General features: G+C 71.1%; 23 protein-coding genes and 1 riboswitch. Of the genes, 20 read left to right on the plus strand and 3 right to left on the minus strand.

What is annotated here, in order from left to right:
• Positions 1-71: 71 nt before the first annotated feature.
• From metK to H9L21_RS07165, 13 genes are all read left to right on the plus strand, one after another.
• On the plus strand, positions 72-1259 hold the full coding sequence (gene metK / locus H9L21_RS07105) for a methionine adenosyltransferase (RefSeq protein WP_187411895.1): 1188 nt from the start codon (positions 72-74) through the stop codon (positions 1257-1259).
• A 5-nt stretch (positions 1260-1264) separates the two neighbouring features.
• A complete protein-coding gene (locus H9L21_RS07110; protein ID WP_255467397.1) occupies positions 1265-3154 on the plus strand; it encodes a primosomal protein N' family DNA-binding protein in 1890 nt (629 codons plus the stop codon).
• Positions 3155-3185: 31 nt separating this feature from the next.
• Positions 3186-4109 (plus strand): methionyl-tRNA formyltransferase, encoded by a 924-nt coding sequence (gene fmt / locus H9L21_RS07115; RefSeq protein ID WP_187411896.1) that lies wholly within the window; start codon positions 3186-3188, stop codon positions 4107-4109.
• Complete coding sequence (locus H9L21_RS07120; RefSeq protein WP_154595106.1) at positions 4106-5377, plus strand: RsmB/NOP family class I SAM-dependent RNA methyltransferase; 1272 nt, start codon at positions 4106-4108, stop codon at positions 5375-5377. The genes fmt and H9L21_RS07120 overlap by 4 nt, the downstream gene beginning before the upstream one ends.
• An 18-nt stretch (positions 5378-5395) precedes the next feature.
• The gene (rpe, locus tag H9L21_RS07125; RefSeq protein ID WP_154595105.1) at positions 5396-6052 is read left to right on the plus strand and encodes a ribulose-phosphate 3-epimerase; all 657 of its coding nucleotides are present in this window, start codon (positions 5396-5398) and stop codon (positions 6050-6052) included.
• Between the two features lie 33 nt (positions 6053-6085).
• Positions 6086-6214: riboswitch (FMN riboswitch) on the plus strand.
• Between the two features lie 89 nt (positions 6215-6303).
• Entirely contained in the window at positions 6304-7311 is a 1008-nt protein-coding gene (gene ribD, locus H9L21_RS07130; protein WP_230081373.1) for a bifunctional diaminohydroxyphosphoribosylaminopyrimidine deaminase/5-amino-6-(5-phosphoribosylamino)uracil reductase RibD, read from the plus strand.
• Positions 7311-7910: a riboflavin synthase gene (locus H9L21_RS07135; RefSeq protein WP_154595103.1), complete on the plus strand. Its 600-nt coding sequence runs from the start codon at positions 7311-7313 to the stop codon at positions 7908-7910. The genes ribD and H9L21_RS07135 overlap by 1 nt, the downstream gene beginning before the upstream one ends.
• On the plus strand, positions 7907-9148 hold the full coding sequence (locus H9L21_RS07140; protein ID WP_154595102.1) for a bifunctional 3,4-dihydroxy-2-butanone-4-phosphate synthase/GTP cyclohydrolase II: 1242 nt from the start codon (positions 7907-7909) through the stop codon (positions 9146-9148). The genes H9L21_RS07135 and H9L21_RS07140 overlap by 4 nt, the downstream gene beginning before the upstream one ends.
• Before the next feature lies 1 nt (position 9149).
• Positions 9150-9629 (plus strand): 6,7-dimethyl-8-ribityllumazine synthase, encoded by a 480-nt coding sequence (gene ribH / locus H9L21_RS07145; protein ID WP_154595101.1) that lies wholly within the window; start codon positions 9150-9152, stop codon positions 9627-9629.
• Positions 9630-9639: 10 nt separating this feature from the next.
• Positions 9640-9903 carry a phosphoribosyl-ATP diphosphatase gene (locus H9L21_RS07150; protein WP_154595100.1) on the plus strand — a complete coding sequence of 88 codons (264 nt, stop codon included), beginning with the start codon at positions 9640-9642 and terminating at the stop codon, positions 9901-9903.
• Between the two features lie 7 nt (positions 9904-9910).
• Positions 9911-10756 carry an ATP phosphoribosyltransferase gene (hisG, locus tag H9L21_RS07155; protein ID WP_154595099.1) on the plus strand — a complete coding sequence of 282 codons (846 nt, stop codon included), beginning with the start codon at positions 9911-9913 and terminating at the stop codon, positions 10754-10756.
• Positions 10757-10761: 5 nt separating this feature from the next.
• Positions 10762-11175: a PH domain-containing protein gene (locus H9L21_RS07160; protein ID WP_187411897.1), complete on the plus strand. Its 414-nt coding sequence runs from the start codon at positions 10762-10764 to the stop codon at positions 11173-11175.
• Positions 11172-11642, plus strand: a complete 471-nt coding sequence (locus H9L21_RS07165) for an SseB family protein (protein WP_154595097.1) — start codon at positions 11172-11174, stop codon at positions 11640-11642. Before H9L21_RS07160 ends, H9L21_RS07165 begins: the two co-directional genes overlap by 4 nt.
• Here the strand turns inward: H9L21_RS07165 and H9L21_RS07170 are convergent.
• Genes H9L21_RS07170 through H9L21_RS07180 form a run of 3 tightly spaced genes read right to left on the minus strand, consistent with a single transcriptional unit; the run spans position 11639 to position 14181 of the window.
• The gene (locus H9L21_RS07170; protein WP_154595096.1) at positions 11639-12127 is read right to left on the minus strand and encodes a hypothetical protein; all 489 of its coding nucleotides are present in this window, start codon (positions 12125-12127) and stop codon (positions 11639-11641) included. The two genes, H9L21_RS07165 and H9L21_RS07170, sit on opposite strands and share 4 nt — an antisense overlap.
• Before the next feature lie 7 nt (positions 12128-12134).
• Complete coding sequence (locus tag H9L21_RS07175) at positions 12135-12854, minus strand: AIM24 family protein (RefSeq protein ID WP_154595095.1); 720 nt, start codon at positions 12852-12854, stop codon at positions 12135-12137.
• A gap of 19 nt (positions 12855-12873) precedes the next feature.
• A complete protein-coding gene (locus H9L21_RS07180; protein WP_154595094.1) occupies positions 12874-14181 on the minus strand; it encodes a M15 family metallopeptidase in 1308 nt (435 codons plus the stop codon).
• Between the two features lie 273 nt (positions 14182-14454).
• Between H9L21_RS07180 and infC the strand changes: the two genes are divergently transcribed.
• The 7 genes from infC to pheT are packed head-to-tail and all read left to right on the plus strand — an operon-like array spanning position 14455 to position 21236.
• Positions 14455-15114: a translation initiation factor IF-3 gene (gene infC, locus H9L21_RS07185; protein WP_255467505.1), complete on the plus strand. Its 660-nt coding sequence runs from the start codon at positions 14455-14457 to the stop codon at positions 15112-15114.
• Between the two features lie 2 nt (positions 15115-15116).
• Positions 15117-15311 carry a 50S ribosomal protein L35 gene (rpmI, locus tag H9L21_RS07190; protein WP_187411898.1) on the plus strand — a complete coding sequence of 65 codons (195 nt, stop codon included), beginning with the start codon at positions 15117-15119 and terminating at the stop codon, positions 15309-15311.
• Between the two features lie 36 nt (positions 15312-15347).
• Positions 15348-15740: a 50S ribosomal protein L20 gene (gene rplT, locus H9L21_RS07195; RefSeq protein ID WP_146825451.1), complete on the plus strand. Its 393-nt coding sequence runs from the start codon at positions 15348-15350 to the stop codon at positions 15738-15740.
• A 22-nt stretch (positions 15741-15762) separates the two neighbouring features.
• Positions 15763-16551 (plus strand): TrmH family RNA methyltransferase, encoded by a 789-nt coding sequence (locus tag H9L21_RS07200; RefSeq protein ID WP_187411899.1) that lies wholly within the window; start codon positions 15763-15765, stop codon positions 16549-16551.
• A 10-nt stretch (positions 16552-16561) separates the two neighbouring features.
• On the plus strand, positions 16562-17599 hold the full coding sequence (locus H9L21_RS07205; RefSeq protein WP_187411900.1) for a sensor histidine kinase: 1038 nt from the start codon (positions 16562-16564) through the stop codon (positions 17597-17599).
• Positions 17600-17620: 21 nt separating this feature from the next.
• Positions 17621-18724: a phenylalanine--tRNA ligase subunit alpha gene (pheS, locus tag H9L21_RS07210; protein WP_187411901.1), complete on the plus strand. Its 1104-nt coding sequence runs from the start codon at positions 17621-17623 to the stop codon at positions 18722-18724.
• Position 18725: 1 nt separating this feature from the next.
• On the plus strand, positions 18726-21236 hold the full coding sequence (pheT, locus tag H9L21_RS07215) for a phenylalanine--tRNA ligase subunit beta (protein WP_154595091.1): 2511 nt from the start codon (positions 18726-18728) through the stop codon (positions 21234-21236).
• Positions 21237-21240: the final 4 nt, after the last annotated feature.

Below are 21240 nucleotides of genomic sequence, written 5' to 3' on the forward strand. Positions count from 1 at the left end.
GCGTCACCGTACGCCCACTACAGTCGACACGACGTCCGCGACGTCGTAGCCCATCAGCCAGAGAGGTAACCGTGAGCCGTCTTTTCACCTCCGAGTCCGTGACCGAGGGTCACCCGGACAAGATCGCCGACCAGATCAGCGACAGCATCCTGGACGCCCTGCTCGCGCAGGACCCCAAGAGCCGTGTCGCCGCGGAGACGTTCGTGACCACCGGTCTGGTCCTGGTGGGCGGCGAGGTCACCACCGAGGCCTACGCCGACATCGCACGGATCGCCCGTGACCGCGTGCTCGAGATCGGCTACGACTCGTCCACCAAGGGCTTCGACGGCGAGTCCTGCGCCGTGCAGGTCACGCTGGACGCGCAGTCGCCCGACATCGCCCAGGGCGTCGACACGGCCGAGGAGGCCCGCGTCGGCGGCGCCACCGACCCGCTCGACCTGCAGGGCGCCGGCGACCAGGGCCTGATGTTCGGCTTCGCGTGCGACGAGACGCCTGAGCTGATGCCGCTGCCGATCACGATCGCGCACCGCCTCTCCGAGCAGCTGACCAAGGTCCGCAAGGACGGCACGCTCCCGTACCTGCGTCCTGACGGCAAGACCCAGGTCACCATCGAGTACGACGACAACGACCGGCCCGTCCGCGTCGAGGCCATCGTCATCTCGACCCAGCACGAAGAGGGCGTCGACCTCGAGACCCAGCTGCCCGCCGACCTCAAGAAGCACGTCATCGACGAGGTCCTGAGCCAGTACGACATCGACGCGTCGAACTACAAGTCGCACATCAACCCGACCGGCAAGTTCGTCATCGGCGGCCCCATGGGCGACGCCGGCCTGACCGGCCGCAAGATCATCGTCGACACCTACGGCGGCTACGCCCGTCACGGCGGTGGCGCCTTCAGCGGCAAGGATCCGAGCAAGGTCGACCGCTCGGCCGCCTACGCGATGCGTTGGGTCGCCAAGAACATCGTCGCCTCGGGTCTGGCGACCAAGGCCGAGGTCCAGGTCGCCTACGCGATCGGCGTCGCCCGCCCCGTCGGCTTCTACGTCGACACGTTCGGTACCGAGACCGTCCCGGTCGACACCATCCGCGACGCCGTGCTCGAGGTCTTCGACCTGCGTCCGGCCGCGATCGTGCGCGACCTGGACCTGCTGCGTCCGATCTACGCCGCGACGGCCGCCTACGGTCACTTCGGCCGCCCGGGCCTGCCGTGGGAGAGCACGGACCGCGCCGACGCCCTGCGCGCGGCAGCCGGCCTCTGACCGGAGTGAGTCCCGCCCAGCGGCGTGTCGCGAGAATCCTCGTCGACACGCCGCTGTCGCATCTGGACCGCCCGTTCGACTACGCCGTCCCCGACGACCTCGAGGTCGTGGCGGGGTGCCGCATCAAGGTGCGGTTCGCCGGGCGCCTCGTCGACGGCTACGTGCTCGAGCTCGCCGACGACACCGCCCACGAGGGCAAGCTGGCGACGATCGCGAAGGTCGTGTCGCCCGAGCCGGTCCTGACGCCCGAGATCGCGCGGCTGGCCCGTGACGTGGCCGACCGGTACGCCGGCACGATCGCCGACGTGCTGCGCCTGGCGATCCCGCCGCGGCACGCCCGCGCCGAGGCCCATCCCGGCGGTGCGACGCCGCCCGAGCCGCCCGACATCGGTGACGCGTCGTGGCACGCCTACGTGCACGGCGCGGCCTACGTACAGGCGCTCGCGGCCGGCCAGTCGCCCCGCGCCGTCCTCAACGCCCTGCCGCGCCACGAGCCCGAGCGCGCCGTCGCCGAGGCGGTGTCCGCCGTCGTCCGGGCGGGCCGCGGCGCCGTCGTCTGCGTGCCCGACGTGCGCGACGTCGCGCGCTGGGACGCAGTCTTCGCCGAGGCGCTCGGTCCCGGCGCCCACGTGACCTTGACCGCCGCCGACAAGCCCGCGGCGCGCTACCGCAACTTCCTGCGCGTGTCCCGCGGCGAGGTGCACGTGGTGTTGGGGACCCGAGGCGCCGCCTACGCGCCGGTCCACGACCTCGGTCTCGTCGTGATCTGGGACGACGGCGACGACCTGTACGCCGAGCCGCGCGCTCCCTACCCGCACACCCGCGAGGTGCTGCTGACCCGCGCCGTCGAGACCGGTGCCGCCGTCCTGATCGCCGGACACGCCCGCACGGCCGAGGCGCAGTCGCTCGTCGAGCAGGGCTGGTGCGCCGAGATCGTGGGCGACCAGCCCGCCCGCCGGCGGGAGTGGCCCGTGGTCGACGTGACCGACGGGACCGAGCACGGCGCCGCGCCGGCACGGCTGCCCGCCGCGGTCTTCGAGATGGTCCGAGCCGCTCACGGCCCGGTGCTGATCCAGGTGCCGCGGCGCGGCTACCGGACCTCACTGGTCTGCGACCGCTGCCGCACCCCGGCCCAGTGCCCCGCGTGTGCCGGACCGCTCGTGCAGCACCGTGCCGACGCACCCCTGGCCTGCCGCTGGTGTGCCACGACGGTGGCGCAGTGGCAGTGCGGCGAGTGTCACGGCACGCGGCTGCGCGCCCCCGTGGTCGGGCAGCTGCGCACGGCGGAGGAGTTCGCCGCGGCGTTCCCCGGCCGCGCGATCGTCACGTCCGGCGGGCAGACGGTGCTGGACCGCATCGAGCGCGACGAGACGGCTCTCGTGCTGGCCACTCCCGGAGCCGAGCCGGTGGTGCCCGGCGGCTACGCCGTGGTCGTGCTGCTCGACACCTGGCTCATGCTGGCGCGCGACGACGTCCGGGTCTTCGAGGAGTCGCACCGGCGGTGGTTCAACGCCCTCGCGCTGGCCGCGTACGGCGCCCGAGCGGTCGCGGTGGGCGACAGCGGCATTCTGCAGGGACTCGTGCGCGCCGACCCGGCGGGTGTCGCGGCGCGCGAGCTGGCCGACCGCGCCCAGACCCACCTGCCTCCGGTCGGTCGGCTGGCCACGGTCGACGGTCCCGCAGACGTCATCACCGGGCTCTCGACGCGCGAGTGGCCGCCGTTCGTCGACGTGCTGGGTCCGGTCCCGGTCGAGCCCGGCCGCGACCGACTCATTCTGCGCGTGCCACGACGCGAGGGCCTGGCGCTGGCGAAGGTCCTCAAGGGCGTCGCCGGCGAGCGCAGCGCGGCCAAGGAACCGCCCGTGCGGATCCAGGTCGACCCCGTCGCCTTCTGAGCCCCGGGTGCCCACGACCTAGACTCGGCGGGTGAAGATCGTCTTCGCCGGCACGCCGGCCACCGCAGTCCCGACGCTCGAGGCGCTCGTCGCCAGCCGCCACGAGGTCGCCGCCGTCATCACCCGTCCCGACGCGCGCGTCGGCCGGGGACGGTCCCTGCAGCCGTCGCCGGTCGCCGTCGCCGCCGAGGCCCACGGCATCCCCGTCCTGAAGCCCACGTCGACGTCCGACCCCGAGTTCCTCGACGAGCTCGCCGCGACCGAGGCGCGGGTGGGCGTGATCGTCGCGTACGGCGCGCTGCTGCGCCGCGACGTCCTGGACGCGCTCGAGTTCGGCTGGATCAACCTGCACTACTCGGTGCTGCCGTCGTGGCGCGGTGCCGCGCCCGTCCAGCGGTCGATCATGGCCGGCGACGAGGTCACCGGCGCCACCGTCTTCAGCCTCGTCGAGGCGCTCGACGCCGGTCCGGTGCTGGGCACGATCACCGAGCGCATCCGCGAGGACGACACCACGGGCACCCTGCTGGGCCGGCTGTCGGACCAGGGAGCGCGGCTCGTGGTGGACGTGGTCGACCACATCGAGGACGGCGACATCGGCGCAGTGAGCCAGCCCGAGGACGGCGTCTCGTACGCCCACAAGCTCAGCACCGAGGACGCCCGCATCGACTGGCGGCGTCCGGCGTTTGCCATCGACCGGCACGTGCGCGGGTGCACTCCCGCGCCGGGCGCCTGGACCGAGGTCGACGGCGCCCGTCTGAAGGTCGGGCCGCTCACGATCGCCGAGGACTCGACGCTCGAACCCGGTGTCGCGGCGATCGGCAAGCGCGAGGTGCGCGTCGGCACCGCCACCACGGACGTGATCCTGGGAGAGGTGCAGCCGCACGGCAAGAAGGCGATGAACGCGGCCGACTGGGGCCGAGGACTCGGCGGAGCCACGGAGGTGGTGTTCGCATGAGCAACGCCATCACCGATCCCCGCGAGGTCGCCTTCGAGGTCATGTCGGCGGTCCGGACGCGTGAGGTCTACGTCAACCTGCTGCTGCCGACGCTGCTGGGCGGACTGTCCGAGCGGGACGCCGCGCTGGCCACGGAGCTGACCCACAACACGATCCGCAACCAGGGCACGTACGACGCGATCATCGACCGCGTCGCGACCGGCACGGTCCACCCGGCGGTGCGCGACGCGTTGCGGCTGGGCACCCACCAGCTGCTGGCGATGCGCGTGCCCCCGCACGCCGCCGTGGACACCACCGTGAACCTGGTCCGTCGCCGGATCGGGCACCGGCCCGTCGGGTTCACCAACGCGGTGCTGCGCAAGATCGGGCAGAAGGACCTCGGCATGTGGATCAACGAGGTCACGGCAGGGCTGAGCCGGCTCGACGCGCTGGCCGTCCGGTACTCGCATCCCACATGGGTCGTCGAGGCGCTGGAGCAGGCGGTCGGTGCGGACCAGCTCGAGGACCTGCTCGAGGCCGACAACGTGCCGCCGTACGTCACGCTGGTCGCCCGCCCGGGCCTCGTCGACCCGCGGTCCCTGCCCGGTGAGACGGGACAGCTCAGTCCGTACGCCCGGGTGATGACCGGTGGCGGCGACCCCGGCTTCGTCCCGGCCGTGCGCGACGGCCGCGCGGGCGTGCAGGACGAGGGCTCGCAGATGGTCGCGATCACGACCGCCGAGGCCCCGATCGAGGGCTACGACACCCACTGGCTCGACCTGGCTGCCGGTCCCGGCGGCAAGGCCGCCCTGCTCGGCGCCCTCGCGGCGCAGCGCGGGGCCACCCTGGTCGCCAACGAGATGCAGCCGCACCGGGCCGAGCTGGTCCGTCAGTCGGTGAAGGCGCTGAAGAACGTCGAGGTCACCGTCTTCGACGGCCGCGAGGGTCCGTGGGAGGAGGAGTCCTTCGACCGCGTCCTGCTGGACGCCCCGTGCACCGGGCTCGGCGCGCTCCGCCGGCGTCCGGAGGCCCGCTGGCGTCGCAAGCCTGAGGACGTCCCCGAGCTCGTGACGTTGCAGCGCGAGCTGCTGGGCCGCGCTGTCGACCTCGTCCGTCCGGGCGGCGTCGTCGGCTACGCGACGTGCTCGCCGCTGCTGGCCGAGACCCGCGAGGTCGTGGACGCTGTTCTCGCGGACCGTCCCGATCTCAAGCTCGAGTCCGAGCACCACTGGTGGCCGCACACCGACGGCACCGACGCGATGTACCTCGCCATCGTCCGGCGCTCCTGATCTCGGTACCCTCGCCCCATGCGCATCACCCCGAGCCTGCTGAACGCCGACTTCGCGAACCTGGCGGGGGAGGCGGCACGGATCCCCAGTGCCGACTACCTGCACATGGACGTGATGGACAACCACTTCGTGCCGAACCTGACGCTCGGCGCTCCGGTGATCGAGGCGCTGGCGAAGGCGGCCCCGCAGCCGATCGACGCGCACCTCATGATCGAGGAGCCCGACCGCTGGGCCCCGCAGTTCGTCGAGGCCGGGGCGTCCAGCGTGACGTTCCACGTCGAGGCAGCCCAGGCTCCCGTACGGCTCGCTCGTGAGATCCGTGCCCAGGGTGCGCGTGCCTCGATGGCGCTCAAGCCCGCGACGCCGATCGAGCCCTACGAGGACCTGCTGCCCGAGCTCGACATGGTGCTGATCATGACCGTCGAGCCGGGATTCGGCGGCCAGAAGTTCCTCGACCTGTGCCTGCCCAAGATCCGTCGCACCCGCGCGCTGCTCGACAAGGTCGGCGGCGACATCTGGCTTCAGGTCGACGGGGGAGTGTCGCTGGAGACCATCGAGCGTTGCGCCGAGGCCGGCGCCGACACGTTCGTGGCGGGCTCCGCGGTCTACGGCGCGGACGACCCGGGCGCGATGGTCGAGCGTCTGCGTGAGACGGCCGCCGGCGCTTGTCACTGAGCCGGTAGACTCTCCGCAGAACGAGCTAACGCTCGCGTGCTCCGGGGTCGGTGAAAGTCCGAACCGGCGGTGACAGTCCGCGACCCGAGGCCCTCCGGGGCTGAGGTTGAACCGGTGGAACTCCGGTACCGACGGTTAAAGTCCGGATGGAAGGTGCACGCTGCTCGGGCGCGACGCGTCCGAGCCGTCCCCGGTGTGTCGTGAGCCCGACCGCAGGGGGCCCGGTGGCCAGTCAGACCGAGATCGACGCGATGCGTCGAGCGATCGACGCCGCACGCACGGTGGGCCGCACGCTGCCCAACCCTCCGGTCGGCTGCGTGCTGCTCGCGCCGGACGGCACCGAGCTGGCGGTCGGCGTCCATCGTGGCGCCGGCACCGACCACGCCGAGGTCGACGCCCTCAAGCAGGCCGGCGACCGGGCCCGCGGCGCCACTGCCGTCGTGACGCTCGAGCCCTGCGACCACACCGGCCGGACCGGCCCGTGCACCCGCGCTCTGCTCGACGCGGGTGTCGCCCGGGTCGTCCACGGCTCCAGCGATCCCGCGGAGGGCGCCGGGGGAGCGAAGGCGCTGATCGACGCCGGGGTCGACGTCGAGAGTGGTGTCCTGGTCGACGAGACCGACGAGCTGATCCGGTTCTGGGCCTTCCGTCACGTCCACGGCCGGCCGTTCGTGACCTGGAAGTACGCCGCCACCCTCGACGGGCTCAGCGCGGCGCCGGACGGCACGAGCCAGTGGATCACCAGCCAGACGGCACGCCGCGACGTGCAGCAGTTCCGGGCCGAGTGCGACGCCATCATGGCGGGCACGAACTCGGTGTTGACCGACGATCCCCGGCTCACGGTGCGCGATGACGACGACCGGCCCCTGCCGTACGACCGCCAGCCGCTGCGGGTCGTGGTGGGGGAGTCGAAGATCCCGCAGTACTACCGCGTCCTCGACCGCGTGGCTCCCACCCGGCTGATCCAGTCCCGTGACCCGCACGAGGTACTGGGCCTGCTGAACGAGGCCGGCATCCACCACGTGTGGCTCGAGGGCGGACCGCGTCTGGCGGGCGCCTTCTGGGGCGCAGGCCTGATCGACCGCGTCATCGGCTACCTGGCGCCGGCGATGCTCGGCTCCGGCCGTGCCGCGCTCGAGGGCGAGGCCACGACGCTGGCGGACATCCGCCCCATCGCCATCACCGACCTGAGCATGGTCGGCCCCGACATCCGCATCATCGGCACGCCCGGCCGGGCGCCCAGAGAGGACATGGACTGATGTTCACCGGACTGGTGGAGGAGAAGGGCACCGTCGTGGCCCTGGACGACCTCGGCGACTCCGTGAGGATCACGATCCGCGGACCCGTCGTGACCTCGGACGCCGCCCACGGCGACTCGATCGCCGTCAACGGCTGCTGCCTGACGGTCGTCGACCCGACGCAGGACACCTTCAGCGCCGACGTCATGCGCGAGTCGCTCGACCGGACCAGCCTGGGCGACCTGACGCCGGGCGCCGAGGTCAACCTCGAGCGCGCGATGCAGGCCGGCGCCCGCATGGGCGGCCACATCGTCCAGGGACACGTCGACGGCACGGCGACGTTGCTGGACCGCACCCCCAGCGAGCACTGGGAGGTCGTCCGCTTCAGCCTGCCGCCCGAGCTCGCCCGCTACGTCGTCGACAAGGGATCGATCACCGTCGACGGCACGTCGCTCACGGTCGTCGAGGCCGGCGACGACTGGTTCAGCGTCTCGCTGATCCCCACCACCTTGGCCGACACCGTGCTCGGCACCCGTCAACCCGGCGACCGCGTCAACCTCGAGGTGGACGTCATCGCCAAGTACGTCGAGCGGCTGCTCGAGAAGGGAGCTCACGCATGAGCGAGCAGTACTCCGGAGTCCGCCTCGACAGCATCGAGCGCGCGATCAACGACATCCGCGAGGGCAAGGCCATCGTCGTCGTCGACGACGAGGGCCGCGAGAACGAGGGCGACATCATCTTCGCCGCATCCAAGGCCACGCCCGAGCTCATGGCCTTCCTGGTCCGTTACTCCAGCGGTCTGGTCTGCGCGCCGGTCACCGGCGAGATCCTCGACCGGCTCGCGATCCCGCTGATGACCCCGCACAACCGCGACCGGTTGCGTACCGCGTACACGGTCTCGATCGACGCCCGCGACGGCGTCACCACGGGCATCTCGGCCTCCGACCGCGCCCGCACCTGCCGCGTCCTGGCGGACTCGGCGACCGAGCCGTTCGAGATCACCCAGCCCGGCCACATCGTGCCGCTGCGCGCGAAGGCCGGGGGAGTGCTGGAGCGTCCCGGTCACACCGAGGCCGCCGTCGACTTCGCCCGCCTCGCGGGCCTGACGCCCGCGGGCGTGATCGGCGAGGTCATGAACGACGACGGCACGCTCAAGCGCGCGCCCGAGCTGCGCGAGTTCGCCGACGAGCACGGGCTGGCGCTCGTGTCGATTGCGGATCTGCAGGTGCACCTGCGGCTGCACGAGTCGCAGATCGACCGCCTCGCCGAGACCCGGCTGCCCACCGAGTTCGGCCAGTTCCGTGCGCTCGGGTACCGCGACCGGATCGACGGCGCCGAGCACGTCGCGCTGGTCCACGGCGACCCCGGCACCGAGGACGTGCTGGTGCGCCTGCACTCGGAGTGCCTGACCGGCGACGTCTTCGGCTCGCGCCGCTGCGACTGCGGACCGCAGTTCGAGGCGGCGATGGCCGCCGTCGTCGCCGAGGGCGCGGGCATCGTGGTCTACCTGCGCGGCCACGAGGGCCGCGGGATCGGCCTGCTGCACAAGCTGCAGGCCTACGAACTGCAGGACGAGGGCCAGGACACGGTCGACGCGAACCTCGCGCTGGGATTCGGCGAGGACGAGCGCGACTACGCCGCGGGCGCCCAGATCCTGCGCGACCTGGGCATCACCTCGGTCCGGCTCATGACGAACAACCCCGACAAGTCCACCCAGCTGGAGCAGTACGGCGTCAAGGTCGCCGAGCGTCTCCCGGTGGTCATCGCGCCCACCCCCGACAACCTGCGGTACCTGCAGACCAAGGCCGCGCGCATGGGTCACGACCTGCCCGACCTGCACATCGACGAGGAGAGCTGACATGGCCGGACACGGCGCCCCCGAACTGACGGTCGACGGGGCCGGCGCGAAGGTCGCCATCGTGGCGTCCAGCTGGCACACCGAGGTCATGGACGGCCTCGTCGCCGGTGCCGAGCGCGCCCTCAAGGAGGCCGGGGTCAGCGACCCCACGCTCGTGCGCGCCGCCGGCTCGTTCGAGCTGCCGATCATCGCCCAGGGCTGCGCGAAGGCCGGGTACGACGTGGTGGTGGCGCTCGGCGTCATCATCCGCGGCGGCACGCCGCACTTCGAGTACGTGTCGGCCGCGACCACCGACGGACTGTCGCGCGTCGCGCTCGACACCGGCGTCCCGGTGGGCTTCGGACTGCTCACGTGCGACGACGAGCAGCAGGCGCTGGACCGCGCCGGACTGCCCGGATCGAACGAGGACAAGGGCCGTGAGGCCGCCGAGGCGGCGCTCGCGGCATGGGTGACCCTCCGGGGTCTGACCCCTCGCCGATAGGATCGACGCGATGAAGACGTTCGATGGCCTGTTCGCGGAACTGTCCGAGAAGGCCGCCACCCGCCCCGAGGGCTCCCGCACCGTCGCGGAGCTCGACGGTGGCGTGCACGCGATCGGCAAGAAGCTCGTCGAGGAGGCCGCCGAGTCGTGGATGGCCGCCGAGCACGAGGGACCTGCGCGTGCGGCCGAGGAGATCAGCCAACTGCTGTACCACGCGCAGGTGATGATGATCGCCGCTGGCATCTCGCTCGATGACGTCTACTCACACCTCTAGGAACCACATGCTCAAGGTCGCCGTCCCCAACAAGGGGGCCCTGTCCGAGGCTGCTGCCGAGATGCTGGCCGAGGCCGGCTACCGCCAGCGCCGCAACGCCAAGGACCTCGTCTGCGTCGATGCCGACAACGACGTCGAGTTCTTCTACCTGCGTCCGCGCGACATCGCGATCTACGTCGGCGAGGGCACCCTCGACGCCGGGATCACCGGCCGCGACCTGCTGCTGGACTCCGGCGCCAAGGCCGACGAGGTCATGACGCTGGGCTTCGCCGGCTCGACGTTCCGCTTCGCGGCACCTCGCGGCACGCTGACGTCCGAGGCCGAGCTGGCCGGTCGTCGCATCGCCACCTCGTACCCGGGCATCGTCCGGGCGCACCTCGAGACCCTGGGCATCGACGCCCAGGTCGTGCGCCTCGACGGCGCCGTCGAGACCTCGATCCGGTTGGGCGTCGCGGACGCGATCGCCGACGTCGTCGAGACCGGCACCACGCTGCGTCAAGCAGGGCTCGAGGTCTTCGGCGAGCCGATCCTGCAGTCCGAGGCGCTGATGATCACGCGGTCCGCCGCCGAGGCTCCCGCCGGCATGGAGGTCTTCCGCCGTCGCCTCGAGAGCGTCATCGTCGCGCGCACCTACGTGATGATGGACTACGACATCCGCGTCGAGAACGTCGAGAAGGCCGTCGGCCTCACGCCCGGCATCGAGTCGCCCACGGTCTCGCCGCTTCATCGTGAGGGCTGGGTCGCGGTGCGGGCGATGGTTCCGCGCGACGCCAGCCAACGGATCATGGACGACCTCTACGCCCTCGGCGGTCGCGGCATCCTCGTCACCGACATCCTGTCGTGCCGGATCTGATGGATATGACCACGCGCCGCACCTTCCGTCCCACCGGTGTCATCGTCGTGATGTGGGCGATGGTGGTCGTGCTGACCGTCATGGCCTTCGTCATCGGCACCCGACTGCCCGAGGGCTACCAGTTCCGCACGTCCGAGACGGTCACGATCGGCGCGCTGATCTGCGCCGTGGCGATCTTCGCGCTGGCCTGCACCCTGAGCCGGGCCAGCGGCGACGAGGAGTCGCTGACCTTCGTCAACGGGTTCCGCAAGCACGTCCTGCGCTGGGACGAGATCGCCGTCATCTCGATGCGCGCCGGTGCGCCGTGGCCCACCGTCGAGACCAAGGACGGCCGGCGGCTGCCGGTGTTCGCGATCCAGGGCAGTGAGGGCGGCTCCGCGCGCGACGCGGTGTCGTGGCTCGTCGGGCACCTGCGATGAGCGTCCACGGCGGAGGCCGTTCGCTCGCCTCGCCGGCGTTCCCGGACGACGACGGCTCGACCGATCCGACGCTGGACCTCACGGACGACACGACCGTGCTGGCGACCCTCGGCACGGCCCGGGTGTTCGTCCCCGTGGTCGCGGTGCTGGGGGAGCAGGCCACCGACGGCAGCGACAAGAACTCCGACATGGCCGCGGTGCTGATGACCGGAGCCGACGGCCGCACCGCCCTGCTGGCGTTCAGCTCGATCGAGACGATGACGCGCTGGAACCCGAACTCGCGCCCCGTCCCCGTCTACGGCCGGGACGCCGCGCGTGCCGCGATCTCGGAGGGCGCCTCGGCCCTGCTGCTCGACCTGGCCCAGCCGTCGTTCAGCGTCGTCGAGACCGAAGACCTCGAGCACCTCGCCGCCGAGCACGTCCTCGTCACGACGCCCGCCGGCACCGCCTGGGTCGAGCCGGCCTAGTCCTGATCGATGCGCGTGGCCGGCAGATTGACGAGGTTCACGTCGGCCTCGTACGTGATTGCCGAGGCCGGTAGACCCGCGAACCGCGCGAGCTCCCGCTGCTCGTCCTGACTCGGCACATCGGCGGTCACGCCGACCCGCACGCCCGATCCGTCCGAGTTCACCGAGACCTCCGTGAGGCCGAGGGCTCGACCCTCTGTCGAGTCGGCCAGCCTCCGCGCCACCTCCTGCAGCTCGGAGCGGGTGTAGGCGGCTTGGGACGTCGCGACGATCCGGATGCCCCCTGGAGTCTCGGCCGCGTACTCCGTCACCCTGGCCGGTACCGACCCGTGCCATCTGGCGGTGATGACCTTCTGGTCGGCGATCTCGGCGATGCTGGAGGGAGGCGTCGCATGGGAGGCACCCGCTTGGGCGACGCCGAACCCGCCGGCCGCCACGGCGAGAGCGCCAACGGCGAGCGAAGTCATCGTGCGAAGAGCGCTCATGGTCAGGTCAGCTGAACAGGTCGCCGATGATGCCGCCACCGCCGCCGGAGGACCCGCCGGACGAGCCGCTGGCGCCGCTGTCCCACTCGCTCGGCTGGACGACCACGAAGCCCTGACCGTGGTAGCGGTACTGGAACGCCTCGCCCGATCCGCCGCGCAGCATGGAGCGCACGTTCATCGAGTTGACCAGCTGCGGCTGCAGGTGCGACGACCAGGCGACCGCCGCGTTCACGTCGACGTGGGTGGGCTGCTGGGCGCAGTCGAGCACCACCGGCTGGCCGACGGCGTGCAGCGCCACGGTCCCGGTGCCGGAGAGTTCCATGTTGAACAGGCCGCCGGCCATCATGCTGCCGGCCTTGACCCGCTTGATGTCCCACTTCAGGGACGAGTCGAACGCCAGCAGGTTGCGGCCGCTGACGCTGAGCGCGTCACCGGTCAGCTGGACGAGGAACACGTAGCCGGCGGTGTCGGCGAAGAAGACCTCGCCCTGACCGGAGACCCGCATGAGCGGCACGTCGTCGCCGCTGACGGCCTTCTTCAGCAGGCGGCCCATCGAGCCCGCGCTCTCGTGGTTGAACGTGACCGCACCCTGGTACGCGACCATCGCGCCCTTGACGGCCAGCACGTCGTCACCGAGGGAGACGCGCAGCATCTGGGGGTTCTGGACGACGAAGCGCTCGTTCGTCTGCTTCTCGAGGTTGGCCTGGCTGAACAGTTCGCTCTGCATGGGCACAGCCTAGGGGGCGTCAGCCGTCGAAGTGGTGCATGTCGGAGCGGCCGTACGACCAGCGGAACCCGTGCTTGCGCATGAGCTTCACCACGGGGTCCGACGAGCTGCGCCACGTGACCCGTGCCGGACTGGCGTGCGTGACGAACCATTTGTTCGGGACCCACCCGCCGGAGGAGCGGAACGGGTTCTCCCACGGGTTCACGTCGATGGCGCGGCCGGAGGCGTGCGGGCTGCGCACGGACCGGCCGACGACCTTGCGGCAGTTGAACCCCGAGGTGTTGTCCGCCCGCATCGACTTGCGGTCGTCGGCGCCCTTCAGTGACTTGGACCAGCCGAACCGGTCGACGCGGTACATGTGCCGGATCGGGTGCCGGCCCTTGAACATGGCGGTGAAGGCGCGCGCGGTCTTGCCGGCGACCTTGCGGTGGACGACGATCTCGCCGCGCCGCACGTACCCGTCGAAGGCCCAGTAGTTGACCCGCACGATCCGCAGGTCCGAGCGGCCGACGGGGCAGCCGGCGTGCCAGCTGCGACCCTTCATCGACTTCCAGACCGAGTCCGAGAGCTTCGAGATTCTCGCATCGGCGGCCTGACGGGACGCCCGGGGCTGGGCCGGGAGGCTGCTGGGCCGGGGAGCGCCCCGGGGGAGCACCACCTTGGCGCCGGGCGGGACGTTGTCGAGAGCCCTGGTCGGCGACGTCGCCCGGGCGTAGGTCCGGGTTCCGGCGAACCGCAGCCGGTACCGGCCGTCGTCACGGGGCGCGAAGGTGACCGAGCCCGTTCCCTTCCGGACGCTGATCGTGCGGGCCTTGCGCCAGGTCTTCGTTCCGGCCTTGCGGAACTCGAGCCGCACGGATCCCGTGGGCGCCGGGCCGTGGGCGGCCCGCCAGGTCGCGACGAAGCGCGCCTTGCGGTGGTCGACGACCCGTTTCGGACTCTGCAGCCGCAGGGACGTGGCGATCGCGGTGCCCGTGACGGTGGCCGTGCCCGAGGTCGCCACGACCGCTCCGGCCGCATCGACGACCTGCAGGCGCAGCCGCACGGGATCCACCGCGGTGCGCACGCGCACGGTGACGCGAGGCCCGTCGACGCTCAGCGCGCCGGTTCCCTCCAACCGCACGGTCGCACCCTGCGGCAGGTCGGCAGCCGTGCCGGTGAGGGTGACGTCGGTGCCGATGGGACCCGAGGCGCTGGCACGAGCCCACGCGATCGAGGGAGCCGCAGGCTCCTCGGCCCGTGCCGTCGCCGCAGAGCCCAGCACGAGTGCGCCGAGCACGGCGGGCAGGACGAGTCGACCGGTCCACCGCGCGATTCCCGGGGTCACGGGCTCAGGGTAAGTCAGACACGCAGGGGAGTGCGATTTCCGTTGGGAAGGATCTGGCTGCTAGCATGGTTGATCGAAGTGGAGGTCACTCCCACCTGCCGGGTTTTTGATCCGGGGGTCACCCATTGCGGGTCGTCTCTGACGATCGTGCGGTGTGCGGCACCGTAGGGTGCGTGTGGTGACTTTCGCTTCGACGGAGGTCACCTTTTTTCGTGTCCTCCACCACCGATCTCAGGAGGATCCATCAGCACAGATCTGCGCGTCAACGAGCGCATTCGCGTACCCGAGGTCCGGCTCGTCGGACCCAGTGGTGAACAGGTCGGCATCGTTCGTATCGAAGATGCCATGCGCCTGGCTGCAGAAGCCGATCTCGACCTGGTCGAGATCGCGCCCCATGAGCGCCCCCCGGTGTGCCGTCTCATGGATTTCGGAAAGTTCAAGTACGAATCGGCGCAGAAGGCTCGCGAGTCCCGTCGCAACCAGACGAACACGGTCATCAAGGAGATGAAGCTCCGCCCCAAGATCGACCAGCACGACTACGCCACGAAGAAGGGCCACGTCGTGCGGTTCCTGCAGGCGGGCGACAAGGTCAAGATCACGATCATGTTCCGCGGCCGCGAGCAGCACCGTCCCGAGCTCGGGTACCGGTTGCTGCAGAAGCTGGCTGCCGACGTCGAGGATCTGGGCTTCATCGAGTCCAATGCGCGCCAGGACGGCCGCAACATGACGATGGTGCTCGCTCCGCACAAGAAGAAGTCCGAGGCGCAGGCCGAGGTCAAGGCCGCCAAGGCCGTGACCACCGCCGCGCGTGAGGCTGAACGCGAGGCCGAGGCCGAGGCCGAGAAGGCGCATCGCGAAGAACACAAGAAGACCGCGACGGCGAAGAAGCCCCGTCGTCGCTCCGAGAACCTCGACCCAGACATGGAGGCATAACCGTGCCGAAGTTCAAGCCCCACTCGGGCATGAAGAAGCGCATCAAGGTCACCGGCAAGGGCAAGCTCCGCCGCGAGCAGACCAACCGCCGCCACCTCTTGGAGGTCAAGTCCTCGACCCGGAAGCGCCGCCTCGCCGGCACGACCGAGGTGTCGAAGGCTGACACCAAGGCGGTCAAGAAGCTGCTCGGTCTCTGAGCGCCCCACCCCCCAAAGATTTGAAGGAGTAACACTGTGGCACGCGTCAAGCGTTCAGTGAACGCGCAGAAGAAGCGCCGCGAAGTCCTCGAGCGGGCCTCCGGCTACCGTGGCCAGCGCTCGCGGCTGTACCGCAAGGCCAAGGAGCAGGTCACCCACTCGCTGGTCTACTCGTACAACGACCGCAAGGCTCGCAAGGGCGACTTCCGTCGTCTCTGGATCCAGCGAATCAATGCCGCGGCTCGCGCCCAGGGCATGACGTACAACCGCTTCATCCAGGGCCTCAAGGCCGCCGAGGTCGAGGTCGACCGCAAGATCCTCGCGGATCTGGCCGTCAACGACATCGCCGCGTTCAACGCTCTCGTCGAGGTCGCCAAGGCGAACCTGCCCGAGGACGTCAACGCCCCCAAGGCCGACCAGGCCGTCTGAGCTCCGGCTCAAACTCTCACTCGTGGCGAGCCCCGGCGATCTCACCGTCCGTTCCGGACGGGTCAAGGTCGCGCGGCGGCTCGCCACGCGTGCGTTCCGGGTCAAGACCGGCGAGTTCCTCGCCGAGGGACCCCAGGCCGTGCGTGAGGCTCTCGCAGAGCCCGGCGTGGTGATCGAGGTCTTCGCGACCGTCGACGCCACCGAGCGGTACCCCGAGCTCGCGGACATGGCCGAGACGTGGCACGTCGTCACCGACGACGTCGTCGCCGAGATCGCCGACTCCGTCACGCCCCAGGGCCTCGTCGCCCGCTGTCACTCGGTGCTGACCACGATCGAGGACATCCCCGAGGACGCGCGCCTCGTGCTGGTCTGCGCCGAGATCCGCGACCCGGGCAACCTCGGTGCGGTCATCCGCTGCGCCGACGCGGCCGGGGCCGCCGGCGTCATCGTCGCGGGCGAGAGTGTCGACCCGCTCAACCCCAAGGTCGTGCGCGCCACCGCCGGCTCGCTGTTCCACCTGCCGATCGCGGTCGAGGACGACGTCGAGGCCGTCATCGCCGAGCTGCAGTCCCGCGGCGTCCAGGTGCTCGCCGCCGACGGCGCAGGGGAGACGGGCCTGTTCGACGCCGATCTCGACCTGACGGCGCCCACCGCCTGGATGATGGGCAACGAGGCCCACGGACTGCCCGACGAGTGGTCCGCGCTGGCCGACCGGGTCGTCCACGTGCCGATCCTGGGCCGGGCCGAGAGCTTGAATCTTGCCACCGCCGCAGCGGTCTGCCTCTACTCCTCAGCCCGCGAGCAGGGTTAGGCTCTGGCCCGTGCCCTCAGACGAGTACCCCGACGGCATCATCGTCGCCGACGCCGACGGGCGGGTGACGTACGTCAACGAATGGATCAAGTACTGGGCCCGCGCCGAGGGCGACGAGATGCTCGGCATGCATCTGAACGACGCCGTGCCGTTCGACGATCTCGCGGGCAACAGCTGGTTCGACTCGGTCCACCCGTACGACGGGCTCGCGATCCGCACCCGCATCAGCGAGGCGTCCTGGTACTCCCCGCGTGGCAGTGAGTACCTGATCACCGCCGCCCTCGTGCGCGACCGCCCGGCCGGCAAGGTCATCAAGGTCGTCGTCTCGGTCCGCAACGCCCGCGTCCGCCTGCAGCGCGACCGCGAGAAGTCCGACATGGTCGCCACCGTCGCCCACGAGCTGCGGTCCCCGCTGACCGGCATCAAGGGGTTCACGGCCACGCTGCTGAGCCGCTGGGACGCGTTCACCGAGGAGCAGCGCCTCTTCATGCTGCAGACCATCGATGCGGACGCCGACCGGTTGAGCCGCCTCATCACCGAGCTGCTCGACGCCGCCCGGATCGATGCGGGTCGCCTGTCCCTGCGCACCGAGCCCGTGCGGCTCGACGAGCTGGCCACGCGGGTCCTCAAGTCGGTGTTCTCCACGGCGGACGACGTGCCGACGCCCCGGGTCATCGGCGATGTCCCGGTCGTGTGGGGCGACGCCGACCGCGTCACCCAGGTGCTGACCAACCTCATCGAGAACGCCATCCGCCACGGCGAGGGCCTGCGCGAGGTCGTGATCTCGCCGGAGGGTCGCGGTGACACGGCGGGCGTGGCCGTGCGCATCGTCGACAACGGTCCGGGCATCCCGGAGGAGTCGCGGGTGCGCATCTTCAGCCGGTTCTGGCGCTCGGGTCCCGGCGCCGGCAGCGGCCTGGGCATGTTCATCGTGCGCGGTGTCGTGGACCAGCACGGCGGCTCGATCTCGATCGAGGACGCCGACGGCGGGGGAGCCTCGATCTGCGTGTGGTTCCCGGTCAACGAGCCGGACTCCCTGACCTCCTGACCCGCCGATAGACTCGAGGGCGTGTCTGCGCCCAATTCCGACTACGACCCGGTCGAGGTGACGCCTCTGCGCGCCGACGAGGTCGAACGCATGCGTGACGAGGCCCTCGCGGCCATCGCCGCGGCCGACTCCCTCGACGCCATCAAGCAGGTGCGCATCGACCACACCGGCGACCGCTCGCCGCTGGCGTTGGCCAACCGCGAGATCGGTGCGCTGCCGCCTGCCGCCCGCAAGGAGGCCGGCAAGCGCGTCGGCCAGGCCCGTGGCGCCGTCAACCAGGCGCTGGCCGCCCGCACCGCCGAGGTCGAGGCCGTCGAGTTCGAGCGTCGCCTGGCCGCCGAGACGGTCGACGTCACGCTGCCGACCGACGTCGAGCCCGTGGGGGCCCGTCACCCGATCACCACGATCCAAGAGCACGTCGCCGACATCTTCGTCGCGATGGGCTGGGAGGTCGCCGAGGGTCCCGAGGTCGAGGCCGAGTGGCTCAACTTCGATGCGCTCAACCTGGGTCCGGACCATCCCGCCCGCACGATGCAGGACACGTTCTGGCTCTCGCCGGAGTCCGCGGCGATGGTGCTGCGCACCCACACCTCGCCGGTGCAGGCCCGCACGATGCTCACGAACGAGCCCCCGATCTACATCGTGTGCCCCGGCCGCGTCTACCGCACCGACGAGGCCGACGCGACGCACATGCCCGTCTTCCACCAGGTCGAGGGCCTGGCGATCGACAAGGGCCTGTCCATGGCGCACCTCAAGGGCACGCTCGACCACTTCGCGCGCGCCATCTACGGCACCGAGATCACCACCCGGTTCCGCCCGTCGTACTTCCCGTTCACCGAGCCCAGCGCCGAGGTCGACCTGCTCTGCTACGTCTGCCACAACGATCCGGCCGAGGTCGCCTCGTGCCGCACGTGCGGCGGCGAGGGCTGGGTCGAGTGGGGCGGCTGCGGTGTCGTCAACCCGCGCGTCCTGATCGCCTGCGGCGTCGATCCCGAGGAGTACTCGGGCTTTGCGTTCGGCATGGGCTTGGACCGCACCATCACCAGTCGTTACGACATCGCCGACCTGCGCGACCTGTGGGACGGCGACGTTCGCTTCACCGAGCCCTTCGGAGTTGGTCTCTGACATGCGTGTCCCCGTGGAGTGGCTGCGGTCACTCGTCGAGTTGCCCGATGCCGTCACGACGGAGCAGTTGGCCGATCGCCTGACGATGTACGACCTCAAGCTCGAGGAGATCGTCGGCGGCGGCCTGTCCGGCCCGCTGACGGTCGGCCGCGTGCTGGCGATCTCGCCCGAGGAGCAGAAGAACGGCAAGACGATCAACTGGTGCCGCGTCGACGTCGGTGCGCACAACGAGCCGTCGGTGCCCGACGCCCCCGGTGACGACGTGCCCTCGCGCGGCATCATCTGCGGCGCGCACAACTTCGGTGTCGGCGACCTCGTCGTCGTGTCGCTGCCGGGCACGTACCTGCCCGCGCTCGGCTTCGAGATCGGCTCGCGCAAGACCTACGGCCACGTGTCCGACGGCATGATCTGCTCGACCACCGAACTCGGTTTGGCCGAGGACGAGTCGACCGCCCACGGCATCGTCGTGCTCGAGCCCGGCTCCGCGGAGCCCGGCGACGACGCGATCGCGCTGCTGGGCCTGGCCGACCAGACCCTCGACCTCGAGGTGAACCCCGACCGTGCCTACGCGCTGAGCCTGCGTGGCGTCGCCCGCGACGCCGCCCTGGCGTTCGACGTGCCGTTCACCGACCCCGCCGACCGTCCCGTGCCGTCCACCGATGCCGCGGCCTACCCGGTCCGCGTCGAGGACCCGATCGGCTGCCCCGTCTTCACGACGCTCGTCGTCGAGGGCATCGACCCGTCCGCGAAGACTCCGGCGTGGCTGGCCAAGCGGATCACCGACGCGGGCATGCGTCCCATCTCGTTGACCGTCGACGTCAGCAACTACGTCATGCTCGAGCTCGGTCAGCCGAACCACTGCTACGACCGCGCCAAGCTGAGCGGCGACATCGTCGTCCGCCGCGCGCACGAGGGCGAGACCCTGCGCACGCTCGACGACGTCGACCGCAAGCTGAGCACCGACGACCTCCTCATCACCGACTCCGCGGGCCCCATCGGCCTGGCCGGCGTCATGGGCGGCGACCGCGTCGAGATCGACGCCACCAGCACCGACGTCGTCATCGAGGCCGCGCACTTCGACCCCGTCACGATCTTCCGCACCCAGAAGCGCCACAAGCTGCCCACCGAGGCCGCCAAGCGGTTCGAGCGTGGCGTCGACCCCGAGCTGCCGCTGCGCGCCGCCACCCGGGTCGCCGAGCTGCTGGTCGAGTTGGCCGGCGGCACCCTGGTCCCCGGCGCCACCGTCGTCGGCACCGCTCCGGAGCGGAAGCCGGTCACGTTCTCGACCGAACTGCCCGCCCGGATCAGCGGCCTTCCGATCACCGCCGAGCAGGCGCGTGACACGTACGAGCGCAACGGCTGCCTCGTCGAGGTGGCCGGTGACCGGTTCACCGTCACGCCGCCGTCGTGGCGCTTCGACCTGAACGACCCCTACGACTTCGTCGAGGAGGCGCTGCGCACCGCTGGGTACGAGAACGTCCCCTCCGTGCTGCCCACGCCGACCGGCGGTCGCGGACTCACCCGCTCGCAGGAACTGCGGCGCCGAGTCGGCCACGTGCTGGCCGGTGCCGGCCTCGTCGAGGTCACGACGCTGCCGTTCGTCGGCGACGCCGACCTCGACCGGCTCGCGCTGCCGCAGGGCGACCCGCGACGCGACCTCGTCCGCCTGGCGAACCCCCTGTCGGCCGAGGAGCCGGGCCTGACCCCGACGCTGCTGATCGGCCTGCTGCGCGCGGCCTCGCTCAACATCGGTCGCGGTCACGACTCCGTGCAGATCAGCGAGATCGGCCGTGTGTTCCACCCGCGTTCCGGCGATGCCGTCGCGCCCATCTACGGCGTCGACCGTCGTCCGACGGCCGAGGAGCTGGCTGCCCTCGACGCCGCCCTGCCCGAGCAGCCGCGCCACGTCGGCTTCGTCCTGGTGGGCGAGCGCGAGCGCTCCGGCTGGTCCGGCCCCGGCCGACCCGTCGCCTGGACCGATGCTCTGGAGATCGCCCGGCTCCTGGCCCAGAACCTGCACGTCGAGCTGACGGTCGAGGCGGCGCAGTTGGCGCCGTTCCACCCCGGCCGCTGCGCGCAGCTGAGCGTGGGGGAGCAGGTCGTCGGTCACGTCGGCGAGCTGCACCCCAAGGTCGCCGAGGCGTACGGCCTCCCGGGCCGGGTCGCCGTCGGCGAGCTCGACCTCGATGCGCTGATCGACGCGGCGCCGCTGGTCGGCCCCAAGCCCGACTTCTCGGCCTTCCCGGTCGCGAAGGAGGACTTCGCGTTCATCGTCGACGAGGCGCTGCCCGCGGGTGAGCTGGAGTCGGTCATCGCCGGTGCCAGCGACCTCTTGGAGTCGGTGCGACTGTTCGACGTCTACACGGGCGACCAGGTGGGCGAGGGCAGCAAGTCCCTGGCCTTCAAGGTGCGCCTGCGTGCGGATGACCGGACGCTCACCGAGGCTGACATCAAGGCTGCGCGCGACCAGATCGTGGCGGCTGCCGCGACACTCGGAGCGCAGCTGCGCTGACCGG

It is taken from the genome of Aeromicrobium senzhongii (assembly GCF_014334735.1).
GTDB classification, from domain to species: domain Bacteria; phylum Actinomycetota; class Actinomycetes; order Propionibacteriales; family Nocardioidaceae; genus Aeromicrobium; species Aeromicrobium senzhongii.